The organism is Candidatus Rokuibacteriota bacterium, assembly GCA_030647435.1.
In the GTDB taxonomy this organism is placed as follows: Bacteria; Methylomirabilota; Methylomirabilia; order Rokubacteriales; family CSP1-6; genus AR37.
The window spans coordinates 59712-84710 of the sequence record JAUSJX010000012.1; the positions used below are offsets into that span (position 1 = coordinate 59712).

The 24999-nt window shown below is 68.1% G+C and carries 30 protein-coding genes; 23 read left to right on the top strand and 7 right to left on the bottom strand.

Annotated elements, in window-relative coordinates:
* Positions 1-57: 57 nt before the first annotated feature.
* Genes guaA through Q7W02_02215 form a run of 11 tightly spaced genes read left to right on the top strand, consistent with a single transcriptional unit; the run spans position 58 to position 11657 of the window.
* Positions 58-1599 (top strand): glutamine-hydrolyzing GMP synthase, encoded by a 1542-nt coding sequence (gene guaA / locus Q7W02_02165; protein ID MDO8474995.1) that lies wholly within the window; start codon positions 58-60, stop codon positions 1597-1599.
* A complete protein-coding gene (dnaE, locus tag Q7W02_02170) occupies positions 1590-5237 on the top strand; it encodes a DNA polymerase III subunit alpha (GenBank protein MDO8474996.1) in 3648 nt (1215 codons plus the stop codon). The genes guaA and dnaE overlap by 10 nt, the downstream gene beginning before the upstream one ends.
* The gene (locus Q7W02_02175; protein ID MDO8474997.1) at positions 5221-6174 is read left to right on the top strand and encodes an acetyl-CoA carboxylase carboxyltransferase subunit alpha; all 954 of its coding nucleotides are present in this window, start codon (positions 5221-5223) and stop codon (positions 6172-6174) included. Before dnaE ends, Q7W02_02175 begins: the two co-directional genes overlap by 17 nt.
* A 57-nt stretch (positions 6175-6231) precedes the next feature.
* The gene (miaB, locus tag Q7W02_02180; protein ID MDO8474998.1) at positions 6232-7605 is read left to right on the top strand and encodes a tRNA (N6-isopentenyl adenosine(37)-C2)-methylthiotransferase MiaB; all 1374 of its coding nucleotides are present in this window, start codon (positions 6232-6234) and stop codon (positions 7603-7605) included.
* A gap of 14 nt (positions 7606-7619) precedes the next feature.
* Positions 7620-8153, top strand: coding sequence for a bifunctional nuclease family protein (locus tag Q7W02_02185; GenBank protein ID MDO8474999.1), 534 nt, complete (start codon positions 7620-7622; stop codon positions 8151-8153).
* Between the two features lie 3 nt (positions 8154-8156).
* Positions 8157-9305: a glycosyltransferase gene (locus Q7W02_02190; GenBank protein ID MDO8475000.1), complete on the top strand. Its 1149-nt coding sequence runs from the start codon at positions 8157-8159 to the stop codon at positions 9303-9305.
* Positions 9302-9577: a hypothetical protein gene (locus Q7W02_02195; GenBank protein ID MDO8475001.1), complete on the top strand. Its 276-nt coding sequence runs from the start codon at positions 9302-9304 to the stop codon at positions 9575-9577. The genes Q7W02_02190 and Q7W02_02195 overlap by 4 nt, the downstream gene beginning before the upstream one ends.
* 10 nt (positions 9578-9587) lie before the next feature.
* Positions 9588-9740 carry a hypothetical protein gene (locus Q7W02_02200; GenBank protein ID MDO8475002.1) on the top strand — a complete coding sequence of 51 codons (153 nt, stop codon included), beginning with the start codon at positions 9588-9590 and terminating at the stop codon, positions 9738-9740.
* Positions 9741-9742: 2 nt separating this feature from the next.
* The gene (locus Q7W02_02205; GenBank protein MDO8475003.1) at positions 9743-10573 is read left to right on the top strand and encodes a Phenylacetic acid catabolic protein; all 831 of its coding nucleotides are present in this window, start codon (positions 9743-9745) and stop codon (positions 10571-10573) included.
* Positions 10574-10578: 5 nt separating this feature from the next.
* A complete protein-coding gene (locus Q7W02_02210) occupies positions 10579-11220 on the top strand; it encodes a hypothetical protein (GenBank protein MDO8475004.1) in 642 nt (213 codons plus the stop codon).
* Positions 11217-11657, top strand: coding sequence for a hotdog fold thioesterase (locus Q7W02_02215; protein ID MDO8475005.1), 441 nt, complete (start codon positions 11217-11219; stop codon positions 11655-11657). Before Q7W02_02210 ends, Q7W02_02215 begins: the two co-directional genes overlap by 4 nt.
* A gap of 66 nt (positions 11658-11723) precedes the next feature.
* On the opposite strand, the gene Q7W02_02220 is transcribed toward Q7W02_02215, so the two are convergent.
* From Q7W02_02220 to Q7W02_02250, 7 genes are all read right to left on the bottom strand, one after another.
* The gene (locus Q7W02_02220; GenBank protein MDO8475006.1) at positions 11724-12374 is read right to left on the bottom strand and encodes a tetratricopeptide repeat protein; all 651 of its coding nucleotides are present in this window, start codon (positions 12372-12374) and stop codon (positions 11724-11726) included.
* Complete coding sequence (locus tag Q7W02_02225) at positions 12371-12754, bottom strand: polymer-forming cytoskeletal protein (protein ID MDO8475007.1); 384 nt, start codon at positions 12752-12754, stop codon at positions 12371-12373. The genes Q7W02_02220 and Q7W02_02225 overlap by 4 nt, the downstream gene beginning before the upstream one ends.
* Positions 12755-12868: 114 nt before the next feature.
* The gene (locus Q7W02_02230) at positions 12869-13504 is read right to left on the bottom strand and encodes a DNA-3-methyladenine glycosylase I (protein ID MDO8475008.1); all 636 of its coding nucleotides are present in this window, start codon (positions 13502-13504) and stop codon (positions 12869-12871) included.
* A gap of 5 nt (positions 13505-13509) precedes the next feature.
* Complete coding sequence (locus tag Q7W02_02235; GenBank protein MDO8475009.1) at positions 13510-13881, bottom strand: hypothetical protein; 372 nt, start codon at positions 13879-13881, stop codon at positions 13510-13512.
* Positions 13878-14105, bottom strand: coding sequence for a hypothetical protein (locus Q7W02_02240; protein ID MDO8475010.1), 228 nt, complete (start codon positions 14103-14105; stop codon positions 13878-13880). Before Q7W02_02240 ends, Q7W02_02235 begins: the two co-directional genes overlap by 4 nt.
* Positions 14106-14298: 193 nt before the next feature.
* Positions 14299-14616 carry a type II toxin-antitoxin system RelE/ParE family toxin gene (locus Q7W02_02245; protein MDO8475011.1) on the bottom strand — a complete coding sequence of 106 codons (318 nt, stop codon included), beginning with the start codon at positions 14614-14616 and terminating at the stop codon, positions 14299-14301.
* A complete protein-coding gene (locus Q7W02_02250; protein MDO8475012.1) occupies positions 14609-14926 on the bottom strand; it encodes a hypothetical protein in 318 nt (105 codons plus the stop codon). The genes Q7W02_02245 and Q7W02_02250 overlap by 8 nt, the downstream gene beginning before the upstream one ends.
* 631 nt (positions 14927-15557) lie before the next feature.
* On the opposite strand from Q7W02_02250, the gene Q7W02_02255 reads away from it, so the two are divergent.
* The 12 genes from Q7W02_02255 to Q7W02_02310 all read left to right on the top strand — a co-directional run bounded on the left by Q7W02_02255 (position 15558) and on the right by Q7W02_02310 (position 24921).
* On the top strand, positions 15558-15863 hold the full coding sequence (locus Q7W02_02255) for a hypothetical protein (GenBank protein ID MDO8475013.1): 306 nt from the start codon (positions 15558-15560) through the stop codon (positions 15861-15863).
* A gap of 350 nt (positions 15864-16213) precedes the next feature.
* Positions 16214-16639: a hypothetical protein gene (locus Q7W02_02260; GenBank protein MDO8475014.1), complete on the top strand. Its 426-nt coding sequence runs from the start codon at positions 16214-16216 to the stop codon at positions 16637-16639.
* A 736-nt stretch (positions 16640-17375) separates the two neighbouring features.
* Positions 17376-17849: a hypothetical protein gene (locus tag Q7W02_02265; protein MDO8475015.1), complete on the top strand. Its 474-nt coding sequence runs from the start codon at positions 17376-17378 to the stop codon at positions 17847-17849.
* Positions 17850-18002: 153 nt separating this feature from the next.
* Positions 18003-18197 (top strand): hypothetical protein, encoded by a 195-nt coding sequence (locus Q7W02_02270; protein ID MDO8475016.1) that lies wholly within the window; start codon positions 18003-18005, stop codon positions 18195-18197.
* Between the two features lie 75 nt (positions 18198-18272).
* Positions 18273-18587 (top strand): DUF3820 family protein, encoded by a 315-nt coding sequence (locus tag Q7W02_02275; protein ID MDO8475017.1) that lies wholly within the window; start codon positions 18273-18275, stop codon positions 18585-18587.
* Complete coding sequence (locus tag Q7W02_02280) at positions 18584-20908, top strand: bifunctional DNA primase/polymerase (protein MDO8475018.1); 2325 nt, start codon at positions 18584-18586, stop codon at positions 20906-20908. The genes Q7W02_02275 and Q7W02_02280 overlap by 4 nt, the downstream gene beginning before the upstream one ends.
* Positions 20909-21309: 401 nt before the next feature.
* A complete protein-coding gene (locus Q7W02_02285; protein MDO8475019.1) occupies positions 21310-21702 on the top strand; it encodes a hypothetical protein in 393 nt (130 codons plus the stop codon).
* Positions 21699-22559 (top strand): terminase large subunit, encoded by an 861-nt coding sequence (locus Q7W02_02290; protein MDO8475020.1) that lies wholly within the window; start codon positions 21699-21701, stop codon positions 22557-22559. The genes Q7W02_02285 and Q7W02_02290 overlap by 4 nt, the downstream gene beginning before the upstream one ends.
* Positions 22556-23323: a hypothetical protein gene (locus Q7W02_02295; protein ID MDO8475021.1), complete on the top strand. Its 768-nt coding sequence runs from the start codon at positions 22556-22558 to the stop codon at positions 23321-23323. Before Q7W02_02290 ends, Q7W02_02295 begins: the two co-directional genes overlap by 4 nt.
* Before the next feature lie 28 nt (positions 23324-23351).
* Positions 23352-23738, top strand: coding sequence for a hypothetical protein (locus Q7W02_02300; protein MDO8475022.1), 387 nt, complete (start codon positions 23352-23354; stop codon positions 23736-23738).
* Entirely contained in the window at positions 23714-24277 is a 564-nt protein-coding gene (locus tag Q7W02_02305) for a hypothetical protein (protein ID MDO8475023.1), read from the top strand. Before Q7W02_02300 ends, Q7W02_02305 begins: the two co-directional genes overlap by 25 nt.
* Positions 24274-24921, top strand: a complete 648-nt coding sequence (locus Q7W02_02310) for a hypothetical protein (protein ID MDO8475024.1) — start codon at positions 24274-24276, stop codon at positions 24919-24921. Before Q7W02_02305 ends, Q7W02_02310 begins: the two co-directional genes overlap by 4 nt.
* Positions 24922-24999: the final 78 nt, after the last annotated feature.

Sequence of the window (24999 nt, forward strand, 5' to 3'; positions counted from 1 at the left end):
CGACGGCGCCCCCGATGCTACCCAAGTTGTGTGAAGTGATTCTCGCCCGGAGTCCCGATGGATAAAATTTGCGTCCTGGATTTCGGCGCGCAGTACGCTCAACTGATCGCCCGCCGTGTCCGCGAGCTGTCCGTCTATTCCGAGATCGTCCCCTGCACGGAGCCCGTGGAGAAGCTGCTGGCCGCCGGCTACAAGGGGATCATTCTCTCGGGCGGCCCATCGAGCGTCTACGACGACGGCGCCCCGCTGCCCGACAAGCGCCTCTTCGAGGCCGGCATCCCCATTCTCGGCATCTGCTACGGCATGCAGGCCATGGGCTACCTCCTCGGTGGAGAGGTCGTGCCGGCGGAGCGGCGCGAGTACGGCCCGGCGGACTTCCTGCTCGAGGCCGGCGGAGGGCTGCTGGACGGGATGCGGCCTTCGGCGGCCGGCCGCGTCCGGGTGTGGATGAGCCACGGGGATACCGTGATGAAGCCGCCCCAGGGCTTCGTGCGGCTCGGTTCCACCGACAACTGTCCCGTGGCGGCCATGGCGGATGCCGACCGCAAGCTCTACGGCGTCCAGTTCCACCCTGAGGTGGCGCACACGGACCAAGGCAAGACGGTGCTCCGGAACTTCCTCGCGGCATGCGGCGCCAAGGGCGACTGGTCCATGGCCTCCTTCATCGACACGGAGGTGGCGGCGATCCGGAAGACCGTGGGGCGGGACCGTGTCCTGTGCGCGCTCTCGGGAGGCGTGGACTCCTCGGTGGTCGCGGTACTCCTCCACAAGGCCATAGGGGAGCAGCTGACCTGCCTCTTCGTGGACAACGGTGTCCTGAGACATGGCGAGGTCGAGTCCGTCGTCTCCACGTTCAAAGATGCCTTCAAGATCAATCTCATCCATGTAGATGCAAGCAAACGATTTCTTGACCGTTTACACGGCGTCACGGATCCGGAGATCAAGCGCAAGCGCATCGGGAACGAGTTCATCGCCGTCTTCGAGGAGGAGGCGCGGAAGCTCGGCGAGATCCCTTGGCTCGCGCAGGGCACGCTGTATCCCGACGTCATCGAGTCGGTGTCCTTCAAGGGGCCCTCGGCCACCATCAAGACGCACCACAACGTGGGCGGGCTTCCCCCCGACATGAAGTTCAAGCTCATCGAGCCGCTCCGTGAGCTCTTCAAGGACGAGGTCAGGGAACTGGGCGGCCTGCTCGGGTTGCCGGGGGAGATCATCTGGCGCCAGCCCTTCCCGGGGCCGGGGCTCGCAATTCGCGTGCTGGGCGAGGTGAGCGAAGAGCGCCTCACCGTCCTCCGCGAGGCCGACGCGATCGTGCAAGAGGAAGTCCGGCGCGCCGGGCTCGAGCGCGAGGTCTGGCAGGCGTTCGCCGTGCTGCTGCCGGTGCGGACCGTCGGGGTCATGGGCGACTTCCGCACGTACGCCCAGGTCATCGCGCTCCGGGCGGTGACCAGCCAGGACGCCATGACGGCGGATTGGGCGCGGCTGCCCTACGAGCTGCTCGCCCGCATCTCCTCGCGGGTCATCAACGAGGTCAAGGGCGTCAACCGCGTCGTCTACGACATCTCCTCCAAGCCCCCCAGCACCATCGAATGGGAGTAAGAGACTCCGCAAAGGCCGGCGCACCGCGCGCCGACTTCGTTCACCTCCACGTCCACTCGGAGTACAGCCTTCTCGACGGCGCGGCCCAGCTCGAGAAGGTCGAGCGGGTGGACGGGCAGGGGAAGAAGGAGAAGGACGTCGGCCTCATCGCGCGGGCCGCCGAGCTCGGCTTCCCGGCCCTCGCCCTGACCGACCACGGCAACCTGTTCGGCGCCATCGACTTCTACACGGCCTGCAAGAGCGCCGGCGTCAAGCCCATCGTCGGCTGCGAGCTCTACGTGGCGCCCGGCAGCCGCTTCGAGCGGTCGGGGCAGGACGGCGGCTACGAGGGCGCGAGCCACGCGACGGTGCTGGTCAGGAACGAGGCGGGTTACCGCAACCTGATCAGGCTCGTCTCCAAGGCCTACCTCGAGGGCTTCTACTACAAGCCGCGCGTGGACCGCGAGCTGCTGGCTCAGCACTCGGACGGCCTGCTGGTCCTCTCGGGCTGCCTGAACTCCGAGGTGAGCCGCCTGCTCTCGGCCGGGGAGGACGCCAAGGCCCGCGAGACGGCCGGCTGGTACCAGGAGGTCTTCGGCAAGGACTTCTACTTCATGGAGGTCCAGTCGCATGGGATAGAAGAGCAGTCGCGGGTGACCGAAGGTACGGTCAAGATCGCCGGGGAGCTGGGCGCGCCGCTCTGCGGCACCAACGATTCGCATTACGTTGACGCAGGCGCCGCGAAGGCCCACGAGGCGCTGCTCTGCATCCAGACGGGGTCGAGCATGAGCGACCCGAACCGGTGGCGCTTCTCGACCGAGGAGTTCTACCTCAAGTCAGCCGACGAGATGCGCGCCGTCTTCAAGGACCTGCCGGAAGCCTATCGCAATACGCTCGCCGTCGCCGAGCGCTGCGACCTGGAGCTCGCCTTCGGGCAGTTCCACCTGCCGAAGTACGACGTGCCGGCCGGCCACACGCTCGACTCCTACCTCGAGCACCTGGCCTTCGAGGGACTCACGCGGCGCTACGGCGGATCGCCCGCCGACGCCGTGGTAGAGCGGCTCCGCTACGAGCTCTCGATCGTGTCCAAGATGGGCTTCTCGGGCTACTTCCTCGTCGTGTGGGACTTCATCACATTCGCGCGGCGGCAGGGCATCGCGGTCGGCCCCGGGCGCGGCTCGTCCGCGGGGTCGCTCGTCGCCTACTGTCTCGGCATTACCAACGTCGACCCGGTGGGCTACGGGCTCCTGTTCGAGCGCTTTCTCAACCCCGAGCGCGTCTCCATGCCCGACATGGACATCGACTTCGCCGACGACCGTCGTGACGAGGTGATCCGCTACGTCGCGGAGCGCTACGGCTCGGATCGGGTCGCCCACATCATTACGTTCGGCACGATGGGCGCCAAGGCGGTGATCCGTGACGTCGCGCGGGTGATGGGGTTCTCCTTCGGCGAGGCCGATCGGATCGCGAAGCTGGTACCTGCTTTCCCCCTCAACATCACCCTGGACGAGGCGCTCGAGAAGGTGCCGGCGCTGGCCGAGCAGGTCAAGCGCGACCCGCGCGTGGGAGAGCTCTGGGCCGTGGCGCGGACCCTCGAGGGGTGCACGCGGCACGCCTCGGTCCACGCCTCGGCCGTGGTCATCTCGGACGAGCCGCTGATGGAGCGGGTGCCGCTCTACAAGGATCCGAAGCGGCCCGAGCTGATCACCGGTTTCGCGATGGGCCCCATCGAGAAGCTGGGCCTGCTGAAGATGGATTTCCTCGGTCTCCGCACGCTTACCGTGATCGCGGACGCGGTTCGGCTCGTCAAGGAGTCCAAGGGCCTCCAGCTCGACCCCGAGGCGCTGCCCCTCGACGACGCGCGGGCCTACCAGATCCTCTCGGAGGCCAGGACGTTCGGCGTCTTCCAGCTGGAATCCGCAGGGATGCGGGACGCGCTCAAGAGCCTCAAGCCCACGCGGATCCAGGACATCATCGCGATGGTCGCGCTCTACCGCCCCGGGCCGATGGAGCTCATCCCTGAATTCATCGACCGCAAGCACGGCCGCAAGCCGATCACCTATGAACACCCGCTCATGGAGAAGCACCTCCGGGAGACGTACGGGATCATGGTCTACCAGGAGCAGGTCATGGGGCTCGCGGCCGAGCTCGCGGGCTTCACCCTCGGCGAGGCCGACACGCTCCGGAAGGCCATGGGCAAGAAGGACCGCGAGCTCATGGCCGCGCAGAAGGCGAAGTTCCTCGTGGGCTGCCGCGCCAACGAGATCGACGGGCGCAAGGCCGAACGGGTCTGGGACCTCATCGAGAAGTTCGCCGGCTACGGCTTCAACAAGTCGCACGCGGCCTGCTACGGGCTCGTCGCCTACCAGACCGCGTACCTCAAGGCCAACCATCCCGTCGAGTTCATGGCCGCCCTGCTCACGTCCGAAATGGAGAAGACGGACAAGATCGTCCAGTACATGGAGGAGTGCCGGAGCATGGGGCTGCGGGTCGAGGCCCCCGATGTCAATGTCTCAGGGGCGCGCTTCACCGTGGTGGGCGAGACGATCCCCTTCGGCCTGGCCGCCATAAAGAACGTCGGCGGGTTGGCCATCGAGTCCATCGTCAAGACCCGGAACGAGGCGGGGCGCTTTTCATCGCTCGGCGACTTTTGCGCCCGCGTCGATCTCAGGCTCGTGAACCGCCGGGTGGTGGAGAGCCTCATCAAGGCCGGCGCGTTCGACTCGCTCGGCGGCACGCGGGCTGGGCTCCTCTCGAGCCTCGACCAGGCCATGGAAGCCGGTCAGCGCAGCCAGCGGGACCGCGACGAGGGACAAGGCTCGCTCTTCGAAGGCCCGCTCTTCGAAGGATCGTCCAGTCCGAGGCAAGCGGCCGCCGCGACCCCGCTCGCCGCCGTCGCGCAGGTGCCCGAGTGGCCGAGGGAGGAGCTGCTGGCGGCCGAGAAGGAGGTGCTGGGTTTCTACCTAACCGGCCACCCACTCGACGACTACCGCGACCTCGCTGCTCGGCTCAAGACCGTGTCGGCCCTCGAGCTGGCGGCGCGGCCCGCGGCCTCCCGGGTGCTCCTGCTGGGCCTGGTCGGCGCGCTGACGGAGAACGCGACCAAGAGCGGCAACCGCATGGCCTTCGCCACGCTGGAGCTGGTGGACGGCTCGGTGCCGCTGACGGTCTTCCCCGAGCCCTATCGTGCCTGCTCCGTCGCGTTGAGACATCGGGGCCCCGTGCTGGTGCGCGGCCGTATCGACGACAGCGACAAGGGGCGCGTCGTGCTGGCCGAGGAAGTCAAGCCACTCGACGAGGCTACGATCGCCGGCGCGCGGGCGGGGGAGAACGGCGGGACCACAGCCCGCAATGGGTCGGACGCGGGGCCGTCGGCTGTCAGGGGGGCCGATGAAGCGGCGCACACCTGTAGAATTCGCGTGCACGCGGGTCCCGGTGGCCCCCCCGGCGTTCCCGATGAGACGTTCGCTTCCGTCCGCTCAATCTGCGAGGCGCACCCGGGGCCCACGCCGGTGTTCGTGCACGTGCTGCTGGCGGACCAGGAGGTCGTGGTGCGCGCCAAGGGGCTGTCGGTCGCGCCGGAGCCGGAGCTGGTGGCGAAAATCGAAAGCCTGCTCGGGCCGGGCAGTATACTCGTCGAGTATGCCGGAAGAGCTTGAGTTCGAGCGGCCGCTCCTGGAGCTCGAGAACCGTATCGCAGAGCTCCGCGCCTCGGACGACGCGCAGGCCGCGCGCGACGAGATCGGCCGTCTCGATGAGCGCCTGAAGCGCCTCCAGCAGAAGGTCTACGGCGGCCTGACCCCGTGGCAGCGGGCCCAGCTCGCCCGGCATCCGAAGCGGCCCCACACGCTCGACCTGTTCCGCCTTCTCCTCGAGGATTTCGTCGAGCTGCACGGAGATCGCGTCTTCGGCGACGACAAGGCCATCGTGGGTGGGCTCGCGCGCTTCGAGGGCGACCCGGTCGTGGCCATCGGCCATCAGAAGGGGCGCGACACCCGGGAGAACATCGCGCGCAACTTCGGCATGCCGCACCCCGAGGGATACCGCAAGGCCCTGCGCCTCATGGAGCTCGGGGCCAAGTTCCGCAAGCCCATCATCACGTTCATCGACACGCCCGGCGCTTACCCGGGGCTCGGCGCGGAAGAGCGCGGCCAGGCCGAAGCCATCGCGCGCAACTTGAGAGAGATGGCCGGCTTGGGCACACCGATCGTCTGCGTCGTGACGGGCGAAGGGGGGAGCGGCGGGGCCCTCGCCATCGGCGTGGCGAATCGCGTCCTGATGCTCGAGCACGCGATCTACTCCGTCATCTCCCCCGAGGGCTGCGCGGCCATCCTCTGGGGCGAGGCCACGAAAGCGCCCGAGGCCGCGGCGCTCATGCGCATCACGGCGCCAGATCTGCTCAAGCTCGGTGTCATCGACGGCATCGTGCCCGAGCCGACCGGCGGCGCCCACCGGAACTGGGAGGGGACGGCCGAGAACCTCCGCGGCCCGCTCCGGGACGCCCTCTGGGAGCTCCGCTCGCGCACGCCCGAGGAGCTGGTCGCCGAGCGCTACGAGAAGTTCCGCAAGATCGGCGTGTTCGAGGAGAGCGCCTGACCGCGCTCGCTGTTTGACAGGCTAAGGCGCCGATGCTAACGTAAATGCCGATCTTTTATGCCAAAACTCCACCTGATCACCTACGGCTGCCAGATGAACGAATACGACTCCGAACGCGTCGCGGGTCTGCTCAAGCGTGAGCGCTACGAGCTCACCGAGGTGGCTGAGGAAGCCGACCTCATCCTGCTTAACACGTGCGCGATCCGCGAGAAGGCGGAGGATAAGGTCTTCTCGCGCCTGGGGCAGCTCCGAACGCTGAAGCAGCAGCGGCCCGAGATCCTGATCGGCGTGATGGGCTGCATGGCGCAGCTCTGGCAGGGGAAGATCCTGGAGCGTGCGCCCCAGGTAGATCTGGTATTCGGTTCCGCCGCGGTCGCGCGTGTCGGCGAGCTGGTCGAGCAGGCACGGGCGGCGGGCGCGCCGATCGTGGAGGTCCGCGAGGCGCCGCTGGTCAAGCTGACCGCCAAGCCCGACCGCCCGGGGCAGATCAAGGCCTTCGTCACGGTGATGGAGGGGTGCGAGAAGTTCTGCACCTTCTGTGTCGTGCCGGTGACGCGGGGGCGCGAGCGCAGCCATCCGCCGGAGGCCGTCCTGGCGGAGGTGCGTGAGCTGGCGGCGGCGGGGGTGCGCGAGGTGACTCTCCTCGGGCAGACGGTCAACGCCTATGGCCGGGACCTCACGCCGGCGACCGACCTGTCGGCGCTCCTGGAGCGGATCGACGAGGTCGAAGGCATCGAGCGCATCCGCTTCACCACCTCGAACCCCTACAACCTGACCGCCCGCCTCATCCGCGCCATCCGCGACGTTCCGAAGGTGGTCGAGTACCTGCACCTGCCGCTCCAGTCGGGCTCAGATCAAGTCCTCGAGCGTATGAACCGCGGCTACACCGCCGCGCGCTACTTGGAGCTCATCGCCGAGCTCACGGAGACGGTGCCCGGCATCGCGCTCTCGACCGATCTCATCGTGGGGTTTCCCGGCGAGACGGATCAGGACTTCGAGCGGACGGTCGACGTCGTCGAGCGCGTCCGGTACGACAACGTCTTCGCTTTCCGCTACTCTCGGCGCCCCGGCACGGCCGCCGCCGATATGAGTGACCAGGTGCCGGACGACGTCAAGGCGAGCCGAAACGCGCGCATCCTCGAGGTCGCGACCCGTGTCGGCGCCGAGCGCAGCCGGGCGCTCGAGGGCCGGGTGCGCCCTGTGCTGGTGGACGGCCGCTCCCGCAAGGACCCGGGCGAGCTGACGGGACGCACCCGGTGCAACCGCGCGGTCAACTTCGACGCCCACGGTCGCGATCTTCTGGGCACCGTGGTGCCCGTGCTCGTCACCCGGGCGCTGTCGCACAGCCTCCGCGGCGAACTGGCCGGCGCCGGCGCCCCCGCCGCCGCCCCCGGCGTCACCCAAGGCCGCGTGCTCGCGGCGGCGGTCTAGGGGAGGGGAAGCCCATGTGGCTCGAGATGAAGGTCAAGGGGCTGGCGCTGGACCCTCTCTCCAACATGCCGATCATCATCCTGCGCGACGAGGAGGAGAAGCGCTCGCTGCCCATCTGGGTCGGCCTCTTCGAGGCCAACGCCATCGCGCTCGAGCTCGAGAAGATCTCGACGGCGCGGCCCATGACGCACGACCTGATCAAAAACATCCTCGAGGCGCTCGACGCCCGCGTGGTCAAGGTCGAGGTCAACGACCTCCGGGAGAACACCTTCTTCGCGGTCATCCACCTCCAGCTGGGATCGGCCGAGATCACCGTGGACTCGCGCCCGTCGGACGCCATCGCGCTCGCGCTCAGGGTGTCGGCCCCGATCTTCGTGGACGAGGAAGTCGTGGCCAAGGCCAAGAATGTCGAGGTCGCCAAGGAGCAGGAGCTCGGCGGCAGCAAGACCGACGACCAGGCGAAGATCAAGGAATGGCTCGATTCCATCAAGCCGGGAGACTTCGGCAAGATCGAGCGCGGCCGTGATCCCAACGCTCCGGATGACTAGCGGATGCGCATCGGCCTGTTCACGAACAACTATCTGCCGTTCCGCGGGGGTGTCACCACCGCGGTAGAGACGCTGCGGCAGGGGCTCGAGGCGCAGGGACATCGGGCCTGGGTCTTCGCGCCCGCGTCGAGCGCGCCCCACGACGATCCCGCCTTTGTCTTCCGCTACCCCTCGGTGCCCGCGCCGACCTATCCGGGCTTCGCCCTGCCGCTGCCCTTCTCGAGGCGCTGGAGCCGCGCGGCGCTGGAGCTCGACCTCGACATCTTCCACGCCCAGCATCCGTTCCTCCTCGGCGTGACGGCTCGTCGACTCGCCCGCTCCCAAGGCCGCCCGCTCGTCTTCACCTACCACACCCGCTACGAGAAGTACGCCCACTACGTGCCGCTCCCGGAGTCCCTGGTCGCCTCGCTCGCGGTCAGGCTCGCCTCCCGCTTCGCCAGCTCCGCGGATCTCGTGATCGCCCCCTCGGCCGGGATCGCCGAGAGCCTCGCGGACCTCGGCGTGCGCGCGCCGATCGCCGTCGTGCCTACGGGGGTGCCGCTCGAGCTGTTCCGTCCGGGTGATCGGGGGGAGGCGAGGCGAGCTCTCGGCCTGGACGAGGACGCCCCGCTGTGCCTCTACGTCGGCCGCCTGGATCGCGAGAAGAGCGTGGAGCGCGTGATCGACGCCTTCGGCTCCATCGCCCTGGCCGTGTCGGGGGCGCGGCTCCTTCTCGTGGGGCAGGGAAGCCACGAGGCGGCCCTCAAGCGCCTGGCCGCGGCAAGCCCTGCGCGCTCCGCCATCCGTTTCGCCGGCTCGGTCGCCCGGGAAGAGCTGCCGCCGTACTACCAGGCGGCCGACCTCTTCCTCTTCTCCTCCGAGACCGAGACCCAGGGTCTCGTGCTGGCCGAGGCGCACGCCTGCGGGCTGCCCTCCGTCGCGGTCCGCGCCTCGGGCGTCGACGAGGTCGTGAGGGATGGAGAGACCGGTCTTCTGACGAAGGCCGATGTCGAAGAGCTGGCCGACGCGGCCATCGGACTCCTGCTGGACGCTCCCCGGCGAAGCGCCATGGCGCTCGCCGCGCGCGCTCTCGCGGCGAGCGATTTCTCCGCGGCGCGCCAGGTCGAGGTCATGGCCGGGCACTACCGGCGTCTCCTGGGCGGTTCCGCGTGAGCCCGGCGGGCGTGTCCGGGCGGTGGCTCCGGGCCGCGTTCCAGCCCGCATGGGATCCTGGGGCCGGGGACGCGGGACGACGCGGGTTCATGGCGCCCGACCCCCGGGCGCGGACGCTGCTGCGGGTGCTGGTCTCGTACCCGGAGGTGCGCTACGTCCTCCCGGACCGCGTGGGCCTCCAGGCCGGGACCGACGCCCGCCTGATCGAGACCTTGATGCGCTTCCTGGGGCGCCAGGGATGGCTCATCACGCGCGTGACGTCCTCCGGTTGAGACTCAGGTCGTGATCTGGAACCCGGGGGTCGTCGCCCTGTCGCTTCGGGTAGGGGAGCTGCTCCGTGCCCACCTGGGCCTCAACCCCGAAGTCGCCATCGTGCCGCCCAAGACCATTCCCCGCAGCGAGGGGAAGGCGGTGCGGGTCGTGGAAAGGAGCTGACCATGAGCCGGCGCGTCACGGAAGCGGAGCTTCTCGCACGGATCGAGCGCGGCGAGCGCATCGAGTCGACCGAGGAGATGACGGACGGGTACCGGCAGAGTCTGGTGCACCTCATGACCATGCAGGCCGACTCCGAGCTCGCGGGCGGCTACGGCTACGTGCCATGGATCATGAAGGCGCCTGGGGTGGACGAGAAGCACGTCGTCGCGCAGATCGTCAAGGACGAGCACCGGCACGCCGCCGTCATGTACGGGCTCCTCGGCGACCTTGGAGTGGACGTGGACGCCCACGTGCGAGCCCACGACGAAGCCTTCGCCATGCGCATCGACGCGTCGGCCGATGACATCGGCACGGCTCGGATCGGCGCCGACAAGCGCGTGAACATCTTCTACTACCCGATCGACACGTGGGCCGACTTCATCTTCTTCAACTTCTGCATGGACAGAGGGGCGGGTCACCAGCTGGAAGACGTGCGGCAGTGCTCCTACGGCCCGTGGGCGCGAGCCATCGAGGGCATTTTCAAGGAGGAGAAGTTCCACATCCGCCACGGCGAGTACTGGGTCACGAAGCTCGGCGGGGACCCCGCCACGCGGGCTGAGGCGCAGGCGACGCTCAACAAGTGGTTCATCCGCACGATGAACATTTTCGGCCGGCCCGGCTCGCCCAAGAACGCCCTCTACCGGAAGTACAAGCTCAAGGTCCGGGACAACGATGAGGTTCGCCAGGCCTTCGCGGCCGAGGTCAAGGAGAAGGCTTTAGCAGTGGGCCTCACGGTGCCCGAGTGGATCCCGGTCTGGGACCGGCTGCCCGAAGAGGCCCAGATCCCCGGGTAGGGACCATGCCCCGCGTCGCGGCCTTACTCCTCGCCACGAGTCTCCTGGCGTGCGCCGTTCCTGGCGAGTGCCAGACGGGCCGCCAGGTGAAGGTTGTCCTCGAGTTCCAGCAGCAGGGGCAGGACAGTCGCCAGGGCGCACAGGGTCACGGCGGGGTCATCATCCAGGACGGCAAGGCGCGGGGCCGCGGCGGTGTCGCCCTTCAGGACACGACGACGCGGACCACGAGGAGCGAGGGCATCTTCACGATCGTCCAGGACGGCGGCACGGCGAGCATGCTGGTGGCGAGCGAGGTGCCGGTCACCGTGGTCGGGTGGTTCCGCGACTACGCGACGGGGCAGGGGTACGCGGCGCAGGGGACGGCCTGGCAGCGGGTGGGCACCACCCTCGTTGTGAGCCCGACCATCCTGCCCAACGGGCAGATCCGCGTCCGCCTCATTCCACAGGTAAGCTACTTCTCGCCGCAGGGTGACGGCAGCATCGAGTTCAACGAGGCGGCGACGGAGGTGATCGTGCCCAACGGCCGCGCGATGCGGATCGGCGGCGCCACGCGCGGCATCAACCAGGTGACGCGCCAGATCCTCGGCTACCGCGGGCAGCAGGCCTCGAGCGAGTCGAGCTTCATCCTCACCGCCACCATCCAGTGACATCGTTCCCCGAGGACTCCTCCGTCCCGGCGGAACTCAGGACCCGGATCCAGGACGACCCCTGGACCCGCGCGCTCGGCGTACAGTTCCTGGCCCTGGGCCGTGGCTTCTGCCGCCTGGGGCTGACCGTGCAGCCCCACATGGTCAATTTCCAGGGCTATCCCCACGGCGGGGTCATCTTCTCCCTGGCGGACATCGCCTTCGGCGCGGCGTGCAACTCCCACGGCGAGCCCGCCGTCGCGCTCATCATGACCATCAGCTTCTTGACCGCCGTGCCGGCCGGGTCACGGCTCGTTGCCGAAGCCCGGGAGATCAAACAGGGCAGGCGGGCAGGCTTCTACCAGGTGGACGTGACGAGCGAGATGGGGGCGCTGGTGGCCCAGGTCCACTGCGTGGCCCATAGGATGCTGTCGTTGGAGGTGCCCGGCGAGGGGTGATTGACATAATGCTTCTTATCAGACATTGCCTAAGGACGGCAGACGCCAAACTAGGTTCAGAATCGATCAGGGCTTGGCTGGTGCCTGAAGGCTCGCTACGCGGGAGCGGATCTCCTCGGCGCGGCGAGTGTCCGGCAGGTCTTTGAGCAGGCGCTGATACGTCTCCACGGCCGCGGCCCGCTTTCCTCCGAGCTCCTGAGCGCGGGCAGCGTCGACCATGGCCTCCTCATAGAGGAAGTCCTTAGGCTTGGCGCCGCTAATCACTGATAGGTATGCCTTCTCAGCGGCATCGTAGTTCTTCTCGGCCTCCCAGCAATAGCCGATATCAAGACCGGAAAGCGCTGCCAGGCTGCCGGAGCCGGCCTTGGCGCGGGCCAGCTCGAAGCTCGAGCGGGCCTGAGGATATTGAGCAGCGCCGAAGCGGAGGCTTCCCAGGAGATAGGCAGCCTGGGCAACCGAGGACAGGCGCGGATAATCCGCGATGACGGCCTGCAGCGCCTTCTCGGCACGCTCGCGGGCGTCGGCGGCGGCACCGGGAGTCTGTGCCTGGGCCACGAGGGTCCGCGCCTGGGCGAACGCCATGCTCCCTTGGGACTCGTAGCGGCTCTTCCAAGCCGACCAGCCGGCCCACCCGAGACCCACGACGATGACGGCGCCCAGGCCAAGGACGACCCAGCGAGTCCAGGGCTGCTCCCGAAGCCAGTCGAGAACGTTCATCGGGCGTTCTCGTCGTCCGGGCCCGCGTCGCTGACGCGCGCGGGCTCCGCGCGCTCGAGCCAGATCTCGCCTTTGACGGAAGATCCCTCGGCGGCCGAGAAGCTGCCGGCCTTGAGGGTGCCGGTCAGGACGCCGGTGGGAAGGATGTCGAGGTGCGTGCTGGCCGAGAGGTTGCCGCGCACCTTACCCGCGATGACGATCGAGGCCGCGTTGATATTGGCGTCGACCTGAGCCGTCTCCGACACCACCACGCGGCCCGACACGTCGATCTCGCCCTCGAAGCGCCCGTAGATGTGGAAATCCCCTTCGCCTGTGATCTCGCCTCGGAGCGAAAGCCCGCTGCCGAGGACGCCACGGCCCGGATCGAGAGGGGCGCCCACAGGTGAATATCCGATGGATGGCGGCGCGGCCTCTTCAGGCGAGCCCGCGAAACCCAAGAAGCGCCACACCCCGCCGATGCCGCCCGCACGCCCGGAAGGAGCCACGGGGCTAGTCTAAGTCGGGCGGCGGCCCAACCTCAAGGAGCTTCTTCGTTTGCTCCCTTGTCCCCTGCCCGGTTTCCGCCCGAGGCGCCGCACCTCCGCGTGGCGGAAGCACGAGATCAGGTGGTCGTTGACGAGCCCGGCCGCCTGCATGAAGGCGTAGCAGATCGTGGGGCCCACGAAAGTGAATCCGCGACACCGCAGATCGCGGCTCAGCTCGCGCGAGAGCGCCGTCTCGGCCGGGACTTGGCGCGGCGCGCGCCGGCGGTTCTGGATGGGGCTTCCGCCGACCGAGCTCCAGAGATAGGCCGCAAAGCTGCCGTGCTCGCGCCGGACCGCGAGGAAGGCGCGGGCATTCCCGACGGCGCTCTCGATCTTTCCGCGATGACGGATGATGCCCGGATCGCGCAGGATGCGCTCGACCGCGGCAGGCGTGAAGCGCGCGACCCGCGTCGGATCGAATCCTGCGAACGCCCGGCGGTACCCGCTCCGCCGCCGGAGCACGGTCTGCCAGCTGAGCCCCGCCTGCGCCCCTTCGAGGATGAGGAGCTCGAACAGACGCCGGTCGGCGCGGAGCGGAACGCCCCACTCGCGGTCGTGATAGGCGATCTCGGGCTCGCCGCGGGCCCAGTGACAGCGGCGGCGCACTGGACTCAGCGGCAGTCGGTGTAGGGGGACGAGCCGATGTGGTACGTGTAACAGCGCAGGGCGGACGCGGACGGCGGCACCAGTCCCCCCTTCTTCTCGCGGGGCGCGCCCAGGCGAGGAGCGGGCACGGGAGCGCACTCGGTATGTGTGTCAGAGCCGACGGTGTAGTTGTGACAGGCGACCGTCGAGCCTTGGGGCGCCGAAGCGGGCGGGGCACAGGCGGTATGCGTGTCGGAGCCCGTCGAGTAGTTGGTGCAGTGCGCGGGTGAGTCCGCGCCTGTCGCGCCGGCCGGCTCCGCGCTCCCCGCCCCTGTCCTCGGCGCCGCGCACACGATGAGCAGGGCGGCCAAGGCCGAGGCCGGCAGGAGTCGGCTCATGGGGCGGTCTCGTCGTGCACGCCGTGGCCCTTGGGCCGCTCCGCCTCGGCCCTGCTGGCGCGCTCTCGCCTCTCTCGCCTGGTAAGCTGCCAGGCCATGAGGCCAATGACGAGGCTGATGATGATCCAGCCCGCCGTGTCGAGGTTGACGATGAGCCAGCCCACCAGGCTCAGTGCGGCCAGGAGCCAGAGAAGGGAAGCGTAGCGCGACACGAACTTTTTCACCGCCCCGACTCCCCTTCCATCTTCCCCCCCGAAACTGGCCTCCCGAAACCGGCCTCCTGAAAATGGTGCCCCGGGCCGATCCGATGATCGTTACAACAGGCACATCGGCGGAATCATTCGTGCCGCGTAGCCTTCTCCGCGACAGAGAGGCCCGCAGCGTGACCCGGGGCCAGTGTACCATCGCCCATGCCGCCTAGCCTCTCGGGCGCGCGTCCAGATATTGCGTCAACTCGCGGTAGAAGTTTTCATGCGGGCCAACGTCGAGCATTTCCAGTGTCTGGGTCTTCGCTGTGAAGGTGTAGGCCACCAGGAGCTGCTGAGGCCCGACCTTGAGCTTCTCGACGCGCACACCCTTGAGGGCTCCCATCTTCGGCTCGCCGACGAGCGGATCCGCCATGATGGCCTTGACGACCTCGTCGATCTGCAGCTGCACCGGAGCCGGGAACGCGCGCTTGGCCCGTGCGAAGCGAGGCGCTTGCACGACCGAGCGCGCGGGGGTGGCACTAGGCATTCGGGACTACGCCCCACTGGTAGGGCTGCGCCAACCCGGCCTTGAGCTCCGCCTGCGCCTCGAGGATCCCCTGGATCATCGACATGGGCAGGTCCGGGTTATCTTCGGCGATGGCGGCCAGTCGCACATAGTGCTTGATCTGGCCACCCAGCGAGCGGTCGCCCGAGGCAGCGCGCGCCCCGACGATCCGCAGCAGCGCCTCGTCGGCGCGCTCGAAACGCACCGACACCGGTCCCGCCTTCAACTTGTACCGTGCCGCCTTCATGATCATCTTCTTCTTCACCCCAGCCTTCTTGATCGTCACGGCCATGATGACCTCCTTTCCGAGATGACTACTTTGTACTACAATTGGCAGCGCTGGTCAAGGTTGCCCGACGACGCCCTGGACAGCCCCTTGAGCCAGGTAACCGGCATGTGATGCGGGTTTGAAGGGCCGAGCTCGTTCCCAGTGGTCGGGGGTGGCCCAGCCTCGTCAGATTGAGGGCCAGAATTCGGCGGGTAAGTCACGCTGGCTCGAGCCAGACGGTCGTAAAGCCTTGTCACATCACGCTGACCGGCGTGGCACGCCTCATGCGGTACTACGCCAGCAAGGGAGACTTCCCAATGAAGATCCTCGCCGTACTCATGGTCGCGGCCGTCATGCTGTCCGGCTGCGCAATGGCGACATATGAGCAGCAAGCGCGATGCGCAAAGGTAGGCGGCGTACCCAACATGTTCAATGGTGATCTGTGTGTGCAGGCCACGCCGTCATACGGTCCTGGACTCGGTACCGTCATTCAGAACAGCACCGACTATGCAACGGGCGGCGCGAACCGAGGAGCGAATGGCGGTTTCTGCTACGGTTGCCAGGGCGGCTATGCCCCGCCCCCACCGCGTCCTCCGGTGACGTGCCAGACGATGCCTATTACTCCCGGGCACCCGGAGCGTGGGACAACCACCCAATGTTTTTGAAAATGGGAGCGGGTGTGGTGTTGGCGTTTCTCGTGGTCGGCTGCGCGACCGTGTATACGAATGGGAAAACCCGAGTGGACTATGACAGAGACGAGAAGGCATGTCTCGCAGCCGTGGTCACGCGGCTCAAGGAGGTCAAGGCGTCGAAGCCCGAGGTATTTGAGCACCTCGAGGCAAATCCAGAACTGGCAAAGGCCATCCTGGCTCACGCCTATAGTCAATGTATGGTCGCGGGAGGATGGAATACGGATGAAAACGGCATTACGTTGCCCCTTCCGTCGGTTGGGGCGCCCTAGGCGGCTACATGACGAACGATCCGAGTTTCATGGCTCCACCATGCGGTCAGACGTGTTACACCGCGCCCATGGCGACTTCCGCGAGTAGCTTCGCGATGGTGTGTCGCTGAGATGAAGGCGTGCATCGGTCTCTTGGTGGCGCTGCTCTTGGCCGGCTGCGCAAGCACGCACGGCGAAACGGCGCAGTCTGCCGCTGACCGCGCGGCATATTGTGCGTCGGCTTCCGTGCCGGCGTTGGGGGTGTGCCAGACACCTGTTGGCGTGTACCCGGCCCCGCCGAGCTGGTGGGAGGGAATTCTGGACGTGCTGGCGAACCAGCCGCTGTGGTGGAAGCCATGATGCGGAGGATCATGGGCCTATTCGCCGCTCTCATCCTTGCCGGCTGCGCGAGCGTCGGCGGCCCGCCCGCTTCCCGATGGCAAGCCCTCGCGGACCAGGCGGCGACGGCGCTTCACGTCGGCCCCGTGTACGTTGACGAGCGGCCCTACAGCACCAAAGGCGCGTACCGCTGCCGGGAAATGCGTCTGGAGCTGGGCACGAAGCGGGGGGATCCCCGCTACCTGTTGGCGCACGAGCTGGCACATCATGTCCGGCGTGATTGCGGCGAGAGCCTTGCAACCGAGATGGAGGCGAACGCGTTAGCCGTGACGATTCTCCAGGTGTGGGGCGCGACACCGGACCAAGCCGCGCGGACGGTCGCGGCGGCGTTGTACTGGAACCGACGCACGATCAACAGTGTTCACGATTACTGCGCCGAACTACGCGATTTGCTCTGACGCTACCCGACGACCGTGGACCCCCGCGCGCCCGCCGAGTGCGGGGCTTGAGAGGACGCTTCTAGCCGCGGAGGGAACGATTCAACGGGGTGTCTGCGCGGGGCTCGCTTCTGGTAGACTCCCCGCCGTGCCGGGTCTCCTCGATTCGCTCGAAGCCTTCTTGCAGGAGCACCGTCCCAGTAACCGCCCGCCTCGGGCCGCGCCGCGAAGTCCTGCGAGTGGCCGCACGAATTCACGATCTTGATGACCTGTCGTGGTTTGGCCCAGCCGATCATCACCAGGTGTTCGGAGTGGTGACTGTACGCCACGGGTAGCGGAAGGGAGGCTCTACTTCGACTTCGGCGGGAAGAGCAGCTATGCCGTGTTCGCCGGAGCCCCGGGCGCCGATCTCGCCATCGGGGCCCCGGCGATTCGCACGGTGTCTCAGGATCTTAGGGGTACTATGACCCGCAACAAGACTGCCGTGTCTAACGTGTGGTGCCCCCGGGGTGGGCTGCCCGAAGCCGCCCCGTGGCGTTCTCCGCGACATGGAGGCCCGCGGCGTGACCCGGGCTCAGTGTAACATCGCCCGTGCCATGACCGAAACCGGGCCGGGCATGAGGATCTGGAAGCAGGAGCAGGCGACGCAGTAGACTGATCGCGCGGGCTAGGCGCCGATTGATCGTCGGCGTTGAACGGGGCGGACCTCGCCGCCCTGCCCGCGATTCTTTCGAGGAGCTCCACGAGGAGGGGCGCGATGGCGAAGAAGAAGGCGAAGGCCCGGCGGCGGCGGAAACTTTCCAGGCCGGGTTCCCGGATTGAAAAGCTCCTCCTGGCGCGCGAGAAAGAGCGCGCGGGCTGGGCGCCTTTCGGAAGGGCGATCTCAGAGGCGGCCAGTAAGGCCGACTTGCATCGCGCCGTGCTCGAGTCCGATTTCGTTGCCGGAATGAACGCCCTTGCGACGAGACAGGCGGCTCGCGAGGCGCGAGGGCATCCACGGGCAAGTAGACGCCCGGGCACCTCGGGCCCACAGAAGGCAGGGCGCCGAGCTGAGATTACGCCGGAAGAATTTGGCCTCTATGCGAAAACGCACCCCATCACCTCCTACGGACAACCAGGAGGGATCGGCGACAAGGAACACGCCAAGCAATTGAGCGCCATCCTCCGCCGCCCCCTGACGAGACAGCAATTCAGGGGGGCTCGGCTGCGAAAAAAACACCCCACCGTATAGGCGCTTCCCCCTAAGCGCTCTCCCCTCCTGTTCGGAATGCCTGTTCCGAAATCTGTTTGGAACAAGTGCGTTTACTCACGTTGACTCCTGCGAAGGACGCCGTATTTTGGACGCAACATGAAGGCCACCACATCGCGAACGCAGGAGGACGCCATGCCGACCCCCGCTGACTTCCGCGCCGAAATGGCGCGGCGCAAGGTGCTTCGCTACGAGCTGGCCGCGGAGGTTGGTATCAATCCGGGGCGCCTCGGCGAAATGCTGAACGAGAGGGTCCCGATGCCGCCGGCGGTGACGCTGCGGATCGTCGAAGTGCTCGAGCGGAACAAGGGACAGACGCCCAGGCAGTAAACGTAGCCGCGCCCAGGGTGGCCGCCTCAGGGCGCGGGACAACCGAAAAGGACATAGACCGAGGCGGTCATGATTATGCCGTTCGGCATGCACAAGGGCGCGGCGCTCGGCGAGATCCCCACCGAGTATCTGCAATGGCTCACCGGCCGCGCCGATCTCCGTGAGCCACTGAGATCCGCCGCGTTCAAGGAGCTACGCAAACGATATCAGGCCGCGGAGTTCCCGCAGCGGGCGTGTCCCGATTCGCAGCTCGCCGAGGAGCTTGTCGGCGCCGGCCGGCGCGTGCTCGCTAAGCGCTTACACCCGGATACCGGGGGCACGGCCCGCGATTTCGTGCGGCTCGGCGAGGTAAGCGAGTGGCTGGAGCGCGTGATCGGGAGCGCCTCGTGAGCGCCGAGACGATGGTCACCGGGATGCTCGACGCCGCGATCGCCTATGCCGCGCGAGGATGGCCAGTCTTCCCGCTCTCCCCAGACGGAAAGATCCCGTTCTCGAAAGAGCACGCCTGCGCCGCGCCACTCCATCAACACGGCTTCAAGGACGCCAGCACCGATCCCGAGACAATCCGCGCGTGGTGGACGGAGCATCCGCTCAGCAACATCGGCATCGCCACGGGCGCGCGTTCTCGCATCACCGTGCTCGACGTGGATGTGAAGCCGTGGGAAGACAAAGCGGGCGACACGACGCTCGCGGCGCTCCTCGAGCAGCACGGGACACTCCCGGCCACGCCGAGCCAGCGGACCTGGAGCGGCGGCCGTCAGTACGTATTCGCCTACGGGGTTGGCGTGCGGAACTCCGCGGGCAAGCTCGGAGACAATCTCGACACCCGCGGCGAGGGGGGCTATATCGTCGCCCCTCCCTCGCGCGTCAGCGAAAATGGGCGACGGGGCGAGTACGCTTGGGATCTCTTCGCCGGCCCCGACGATCTCCCGCTCGCGCCGCTGCCCCCATGGCTGCTCACGCTCCTCGCGCCCGAGACGACGAACGGCCATCCCGCGCCCGCGGCGCCCGTCGACGACGCGATCCCGGACGGACAGCGCAATCCCACGCTCACCTCGCTGGCCGGCACGATGCGCCGGCGCGGGATGCAGCCGCCCGAGATCGCGGCGGCGCTCCTCGAGGTCAACCGCCGCCGCTGCCAGCCGCCGCTGCCCGATGCCGAGGTCCAGGCGATCGCGGCCAGCGTCGGCCGGTATACGCTCCCCTCGGTCGAGCTCAACGCTGGCAACCTCAATCTGGCCGAGATTACGGCCGAGGCCTGGCGCGCGTTCGCCGCCGCGAATGCGCCGCCTCTCACGTTCCTGATGGGTGGCCTCCTCGTGCGCCTCGAACCTGACGACGCGGGCCCCCCCGTCATACGGCCCGTGACGCCGGATCGCCTTCGGCATAGTCTGGCGCGCTGTGCGACTTGGTATATGCCGACGAAGAAGGCGCGCGTCGACGCCTTGCCCCCACTGCATGTCGTGCACGACATGCTGGCGCAGCCGGCGCCGCCGGTGCCGGTGCTCGATCGCCTCGTCGAGGCCCCCGTGTTCACCCGCGGCGGCACACTCCACCAGGTCCCCGGCTACCACGCGGACGGCCGGATTTTCTACGCCCCCGCCCCGGGCCTCACGGTCCCGCCCGTCCCGACTCCCGTGACGGCGGCGCACGTGGCCCAGGCCGTCGAGCTGCTCCTCTGGAACCTGCTGGGGGACTTCCCCTTCGTCGAGAACGCGGATGGCGTCCATGCGCTGGCCGGTCTGCTGCTCCTGTTCGGCCGCGAGTGCATCGACGGCCCGACGCCGCTGCACCTGGTGGAGAAACCGACCCCAGGGACCGGCGCGACGTTCCTCGCGGAGGCGATGACCCTCCCGGCGATCGGCCGCAGCCCCGGCGGCATGACCGAGGGCCGGGACGAGGACGAATGGCGCAAGCGACTGACCGCGAAGCTCCTGACGAGCCCCGCCGCCGTCAACATCGACAATCTCCGGCGCCGCCTGGACTCTGCGGCGCTCTCCTCGGCCATCACCGCGACGATCTGGGAGGATCGGCTCCTCGGGCAGAGCGAGCAGGCGCGCATCCCCGTCCGGTGCCTCTGGATCGCCACGGGCAATAACCCGGCGCTCTCGGATGAAATCACCCGCCGCACCATCCGGATCCGACTCGACTCGAAGACGGAGCGCCCGTGGCTCCGCACCACCTTCCAGCACCCGGACCTCCGGGCCTGGATGACGGCGCGGCGAGGGGACTTGATCCAGGCTGCCCTCATCCTCTGGCAAGCGTGGTTCGATGCGGGCCAGCCGCTGGCCAAGACACCGCTCGGCATGTTCGACCACTGGGCCAAGATCCTCGGCGGCGTGTTCGAGGTCGCCCGCGTCCCCGGGTTCCTCGGCAACCTCGACACCTTCTACGAGGACAGCGACGCAGACGGCGCCGCCTGGCGCCAGTTCGTCGACGCGTGGTGGACGTTGCTTGGGGAGAAGGACGTTAGCGCTACCGATCTCTGGGGGCTGTTCAAGCCGCCGATAACGTCCACCATGTCCCCCCTCGACGTGGATCTCGGACTTGGTGACGGGTCCGAGCGGAGTCAGACGACCCGCCTCGGGAAGCAGCTTTCCGCCATGCGGGACAGGCAGTTCGGCGCGTACAGAATCGACAAGGGCCCGGTCAGTAGGGGCATCCAGAAGTGGCGGCTCATCACGGCCAAGACGGACGGGCCACGCCAATGATGATGGTGGACGTCATGGACGTTGTGGACGTTTTCCCGCCCTCCTACGTTATAGGATTTTCGATTTTCTCACGCGTAGACGGGGGGAGAAATGTCCTTCATGTCCTCCACGTCCCCTATCTGAGACTGCCTTCCCGGCCTTCTGCCCCTGTCTCACGGGCCCCGGCGTGGTGACCCCGGCCTCTCCCATGCCGGCCCATCTCGCGGCCGAGGTCCGTCGCCTTCTGGTCGAAGCGCTGGTCGCGGATCTCAAGGCCCATCCGACTCGGCCGTCTTCCCGCACGGTTGCCTCGGCCACGGTCGTTCCACCGTCGGGGCGCGCCCGTGGCCGACTCGCGCTGATCCAGCGCGTCACGCCAGCCCGCGCCGTTATATGTGGCAAGCCGTACCAAAGGCGCGCCGATGCCCCGTAAGCGCTCAGGTCGGCGCGGGCTACGCGGCGGAGCGCCGCGGCTGCTCGGCTTACACAACGGCGTCCATGGGCGCTGGTACCGCGAGGCCTGGGCGGCACTGAGTGCTGAGTATGGGCAGTTCGCTGGGCTCGGGCGCCTCGAAGCCGGCCGCGTGTGCCTGGCCTGGTGCCAACTCAGGGCCACGACGACGGCGCTTGTCGATGGGCAGCGCGCCAGGCAGAAGCGGACCGGCAAGCCGCCTAGCGTCCGCCAGCTCGAGCGCCTCGCCAAGCGGGCAGGGCTCGCGGACTCCACCTACAGCCAGGCCCTCGACAAGCTCCGCGCACTCATGGGCGGCGCCAGCTCGAGCGTCGCGGCAGCGTTGCGCCGGGTGCGGGCATGACGAGGCCACCCTCCACCCGCCGGTTGATTGTCGCGGCTTCGGCTCAGAGCAACACGGTTGAGGTACACCTGCTCGAAAAAAAGATGACCCGCGCCGAGTTGGATGCGTTGTTGACGAACGAGACGGGCCAGCCGCTCGTCCGGCTGCCCTGGTACGTCGAAGCGGACGCGGCGATGGACGATCCGGCGGCCAAGCTGGTGGCGCTCTCCGCGCGGCGGCAGGAAGGGAAGACGACATATCAGACGCGGACGGCGATGGGCGAGCTGATGTTGAAGCCGGCGAGCTACACGTTGATGGTCGCGGCCTCCGAGGGGCAGCAGCAGGCGATCTTCCTCCGCAAGCTGCGCCGACCGTTCGAAGCGCTGCTCACACGGCTCGGCGTCAAACGAAACGCGGCGATCATCACGAAGAAGTCGATCGAGTTGTTGGAGCTCGGCAGCAAGGTCGAGGTGGTGGCGACCAGCGAAGTGACGAGTCCGGGTCGGAGCGTGTCGCTCCTGATCTTCGACGAGGCGCGCGATATTTCCGACGCGGTTTTTACGAGCTTGGCCCCGTCCGTGCTCGCGATGCCGGGCAGCAAGATCCTGGTGGCCTCGACGGCGGGGCCCCCGCGCGGCTGGTTTTATGAGCTGATCCGCAATCCCCTGCCGGAGACGCGCGTCGTGACGTCGACGGGGAACTGCAACCCCTTCGCGGACCAGGGCATGCTGAGCTTCCTTGAGCGGCAGCTCGCGCGGATCTCGCCTGCGGCGGCGCGGCGCGAATTGCAAAATGAATTCGTCGAAGATAGCGAGAGCTTCTTGCCCGAAGCGCTGATCGAAGCCGCGATCGATGACGACCTGGTGGTGCTCGCATGATCGTGGACCAGGAATACGCAGGCTGGGATTTGGGGCGCAAGCGTGACCTGACGAGCGAGGTGCGCGTCAAGCGCGTGGCGCCCCGGCGCCCCGAGGCGATGGATCATCTCATCGTGAGCAGCCTGCGGGTCTGGGATCCGAAGGCGGCGCCAGGCGGGGAAGTGGATTTTGCCGAGGTGCGCGCGGCCTTGGCCGCGACGGCGGCCGAGTGTCCACAGCTCGAGGCGGTGTGGATTGACGAAGGCGCGGAGGCCGCCGCGGTGCTGCCGTTCTGTCGGGCGCACCCCGTGCTGAGTCTCAAGACGCATGGCTTCAAGGCGAGCGTGGAGGCCAACATACAGATCTGGAGCGCGCTGGCGGCGCGCCTGCATGCGCGCACGTTGAGCATTCCCCGCCACGATCGCCTCGTGGCCGAGCTGCGCAATCTCCGGCTCGAGGCCTTCGCGCTCGGGAGTCGCTGGCGCGTGGTCGACAGCTCGCGGCAATTCCATCGGGACGTGAGCTTCAGCCTGGCCCTCGCGGTCTGGGCGGCCGGCGAAACGTCGGCCTATGCCGCGTGCGACATCGGCGCGGACGTCCTCGGCCCACCGACCCTGCGTCCGCAGCGCGAGCCCGCGGCCCCAGCCGGACCCAAGCAGCCGCTCTTCGCGCAATTGGCGCCGCTCGGGCCCGACGATGACCGCGGCGCGCCGCTGGACCCGGAATGGGTTGAGAACGCGCGACGATTCCACCCTCGGCGCGGCGCCCCAGGCTTTTGGCGGTAGGCCGTTTCACCACGAAAGGAGCACGCGAATGGACACCGTGACCGCAACACAGACGGACGAACAGCTGCTAGCCGAGGGCCTGGGGCATCTCGGCCTCACGCTCAAGGATGTTTCCCGCCACGTGCCCCAGGTCTGGAGCGCGGCCGGTGGTCTGCTCACGATTCGCACGGCCCGCGGCCGGCTGGAGTATCGCGCGGGCGACTACGACCGGCTGACGTGCGCGAAGGGGCATACCTATCCGCGCTGGTACCGGGGGTGCAAGCAGTGCTATGAGGTGGCGAAGCACTCCCTCGATCCCGACACGAGCTACGCCGCGCGGGAGTGGCTCTCGGAACTCAAGATTTCGGAGCGGAAGCTCCGCATTGCCTCCGCGCGCGAAGGCGGCAGCCCGTGGCCGGCGCGCTACACCACATGAGGGTCGGCCTGGCGATGTCCTGGCAGATCCGGCTGGGCGGCGTGGGTGCTCCCGCAGGGGCGGGCGAGGTCCTCGACCTGGCGGCGCTCCGCTCGCTCGCCGAGATCATGCGGCAGGGACACGTGCCGCTCCGCGCGCGCGGCGCCGTGGTCGGGGACGTGCGCGAGCCTTGCCTCATCGGCCGGGAACTCTTCGCCCTGGCCGAGGTCAGCGATGAGGCCTTCGCGGCCCAGCTCGGCGAATGGGAGCGCCGCGGGTGTCTGTCGACGGTCGCCGGATTGTCCATCGTTGGTCGCCGCGTGCCGATGGCTGAGACAGAGTGCGAGCGCAGCTCCGTCTATACGGCGGTCAGGTCGGTCGACGTGATCGATCTGCCACGTGGCGCGGCCTGCTTCCTCTGGAATTCCGAGCCCGCGGCTGGGGCCGAGCTGCCCGGCCTGACGGCGCCCGGCCGCCGCGCCTGGCGGCCGCGGCCCGCCCGCGGCGCCGATCCGCTCGGCAATCTCAAGCGGCGGTTCGCGCGCGGGACCGCATCGTGAGCACGTGGACCGCGCGGTTCCTCGCGTTGGGCGCGCGCACGGCCGACGGCGTGTTAGTCGGACGGCCGACGCTCGCGGACCTGATACGTCAGCTCCCCGGCACACCCGTGTCTGTCCACTGGGTCGATGGGAAGCTCGAGCATCCCTACGTGGGCGCGAGGATGGCGGCCGACCGCGATCCGGCGGCCATCATCGGCTCCGTCCTCGGCGCGCGTCTCCTCTCGGATGGCGCCTATGGTCTCCTGTCGATCAATCAGCTGTCCTTCGATGAATTCTTCCTCGCCGCGGAGCGCGACGGCCGGCTCATGGAGACGTTCGGGCTCTCCCCGCGAGGACGCACCGCGATCGTCCCTCGTAACGGGGGCGAGCCGCTCCTCCTCTTCACGGACCTGATTTCGCTCGACGTCGTCCAGACGCCGATCGGCGGCGGCTGTTTGCTCCAGTCCGACGTCGCGGAGGCGGCCGGTCTCGCATGCCCGGTGCCCCCGAAGCTCACGCCCCTGCCGCGCCCCGCGCCGCGGCTAGCACCCAGCCCCGCGCGCGAGAACCGCGGCACGGCGCGGGTCCGCTACGAGCGGACCGAGCCACGCCTCCGCCCGCTCGTCACGGAATTCCGCGTCATTCCCGAAGGCGGAGACTACTGATGCGCGCGACGCGCGTGGCATCACTCACGCGCATCGCGCTCGGGAGATCGGCGTGACGTTCACCACGCCGTGTGGCCG

Coding starts and splice junctions, on each gene's coding strand:
- guaA (MDO8474995.1), top strand. CDS start 58: ATGGATAAAATTTGCGTCCTGGATTTCGGCGCGCAGTACGCTCAACTG.
- dnaE (MDO8474996.1), top strand. CDS start 1,590: ATGGGAGTAAGAGACTCCGCAAAGGCCGGCGCACCGCGCGCCGACTTC.
- Q7W02_02175 (MDO8474997.1), top strand. CDS start 5,221: ATGCCGGAAGAGCTTGAGTTCGAGCGGCCGCTCCTGGAGCTCGAGAAC.
- miaB (MDO8474998.1), top strand. CDS start 6,232: ATGCCAAAACTCCACCTGATCACCTACGGCTGCCAGATGAACGAATAC.
- Q7W02_02185 (MDO8474999.1), top strand. CDS start 7,620: ATGTGGCTCGAGATGAAGGTCAAGGGGCTGGCGCTGGACCCTCTCTCC.
- Q7W02_02190 (MDO8475000.1), top strand. CDS start 8,157: ATGCGCATCGGCCTGTTCACGAACAACTATCTGCCGTTCCGCGGGGGT.
- Q7W02_02205 (MDO8475003.1), top strand. CDS start 9,743: ATGAGCCGGCGCGTCACGGAAGCGGAGCTTCTCGCACGGATCGAGCGC.
- Q7W02_02210 (MDO8475004.1), top strand. CDS start 10,579: ATGCCCCGCGTCGCGGCCTTACTCCTCGCCACGAGTCTCCTGGCGTGC.
- Q7W02_02220 (MDO8475006.1), bottom strand. CDS start 12,374: ATGAACGTTCTCGACTGGCTTCGGGAGCAGCCCTGGACTCGCTGGGTC.
- Q7W02_02235 (MDO8475009.1), bottom strand. CDS start 13,881: ATGAGCCGACTCCTGCCGGCCTCGGCCTTGGCCGCCCTGCTCATCGTG.
- Q7W02_02245 (MDO8475011.1), bottom strand. CDS start 14,616: ATGCCTAGTGCCACCCCCGCGCGCTCGGTCGTGCAAGCGCCTCGCTTC.
- Q7W02_02250 (MDO8475012.1), bottom strand. CDS start 14,926: ATGGCCGTGACGATCAAGAAGGCTGGGGTGAAGAAGAAGATGATCATG.
- Q7W02_02255 (MDO8475013.1), top strand. CDS start 15,558: ATGTTTTTGAAAATGGGAGCGGGTGTGGTGTTGGCGTTTCTCGTGGTC.
- Q7W02_02260 (MDO8475014.1), top strand. CDS start 16,214: ATGGGCCTATTCGCCGCTCTCATCCTTGCCGGCTGCGCGAGCGTCGGC.
- Q7W02_02265 (MDO8475015.1), top strand. CDS start 17,376: ATGGCGAAGAAGAAGGCGAAGGCCCGGCGGCGGCGGAAACTTTCCAGG.
- Q7W02_02270 (MDO8475016.1), top strand. CDS start 18,003: ATGCCGACCCCCGCTGACTTCCGCGCCGAAATGGCGCGGCGCAAGGTG.
- Q7W02_02275 (MDO8475017.1), top strand. CDS start 18,273: ATGCCGTTCGGCATGCACAAGGGCGCGGCGCTCGGCGAGATCCCCACC.
- Q7W02_02285 (MDO8475019.1), top strand. CDS start 21,310: ATGCCCCGTAAGCGCTCAGGTCGGCGCGGGCTACGCGGCGGAGCGCCG.
- Q7W02_02290 (MDO8475020.1), top strand. CDS start 21,699: ATGACGAGGCCACCCTCCACCCGCCGGTTGATTGTCGCGGCTTCGGCT.
- Q7W02_02295 (MDO8475021.1), top strand. CDS start 22,556: ATGATCGTGGACCAGGAATACGCAGGCTGGGATTTGGGGCGCAAGCGT.
- Q7W02_02300 (MDO8475022.1), top strand. CDS start 23,352: ATGGACACCGTGACCGCAACACAGACGGACGAACAGCTGCTAGCCGAG.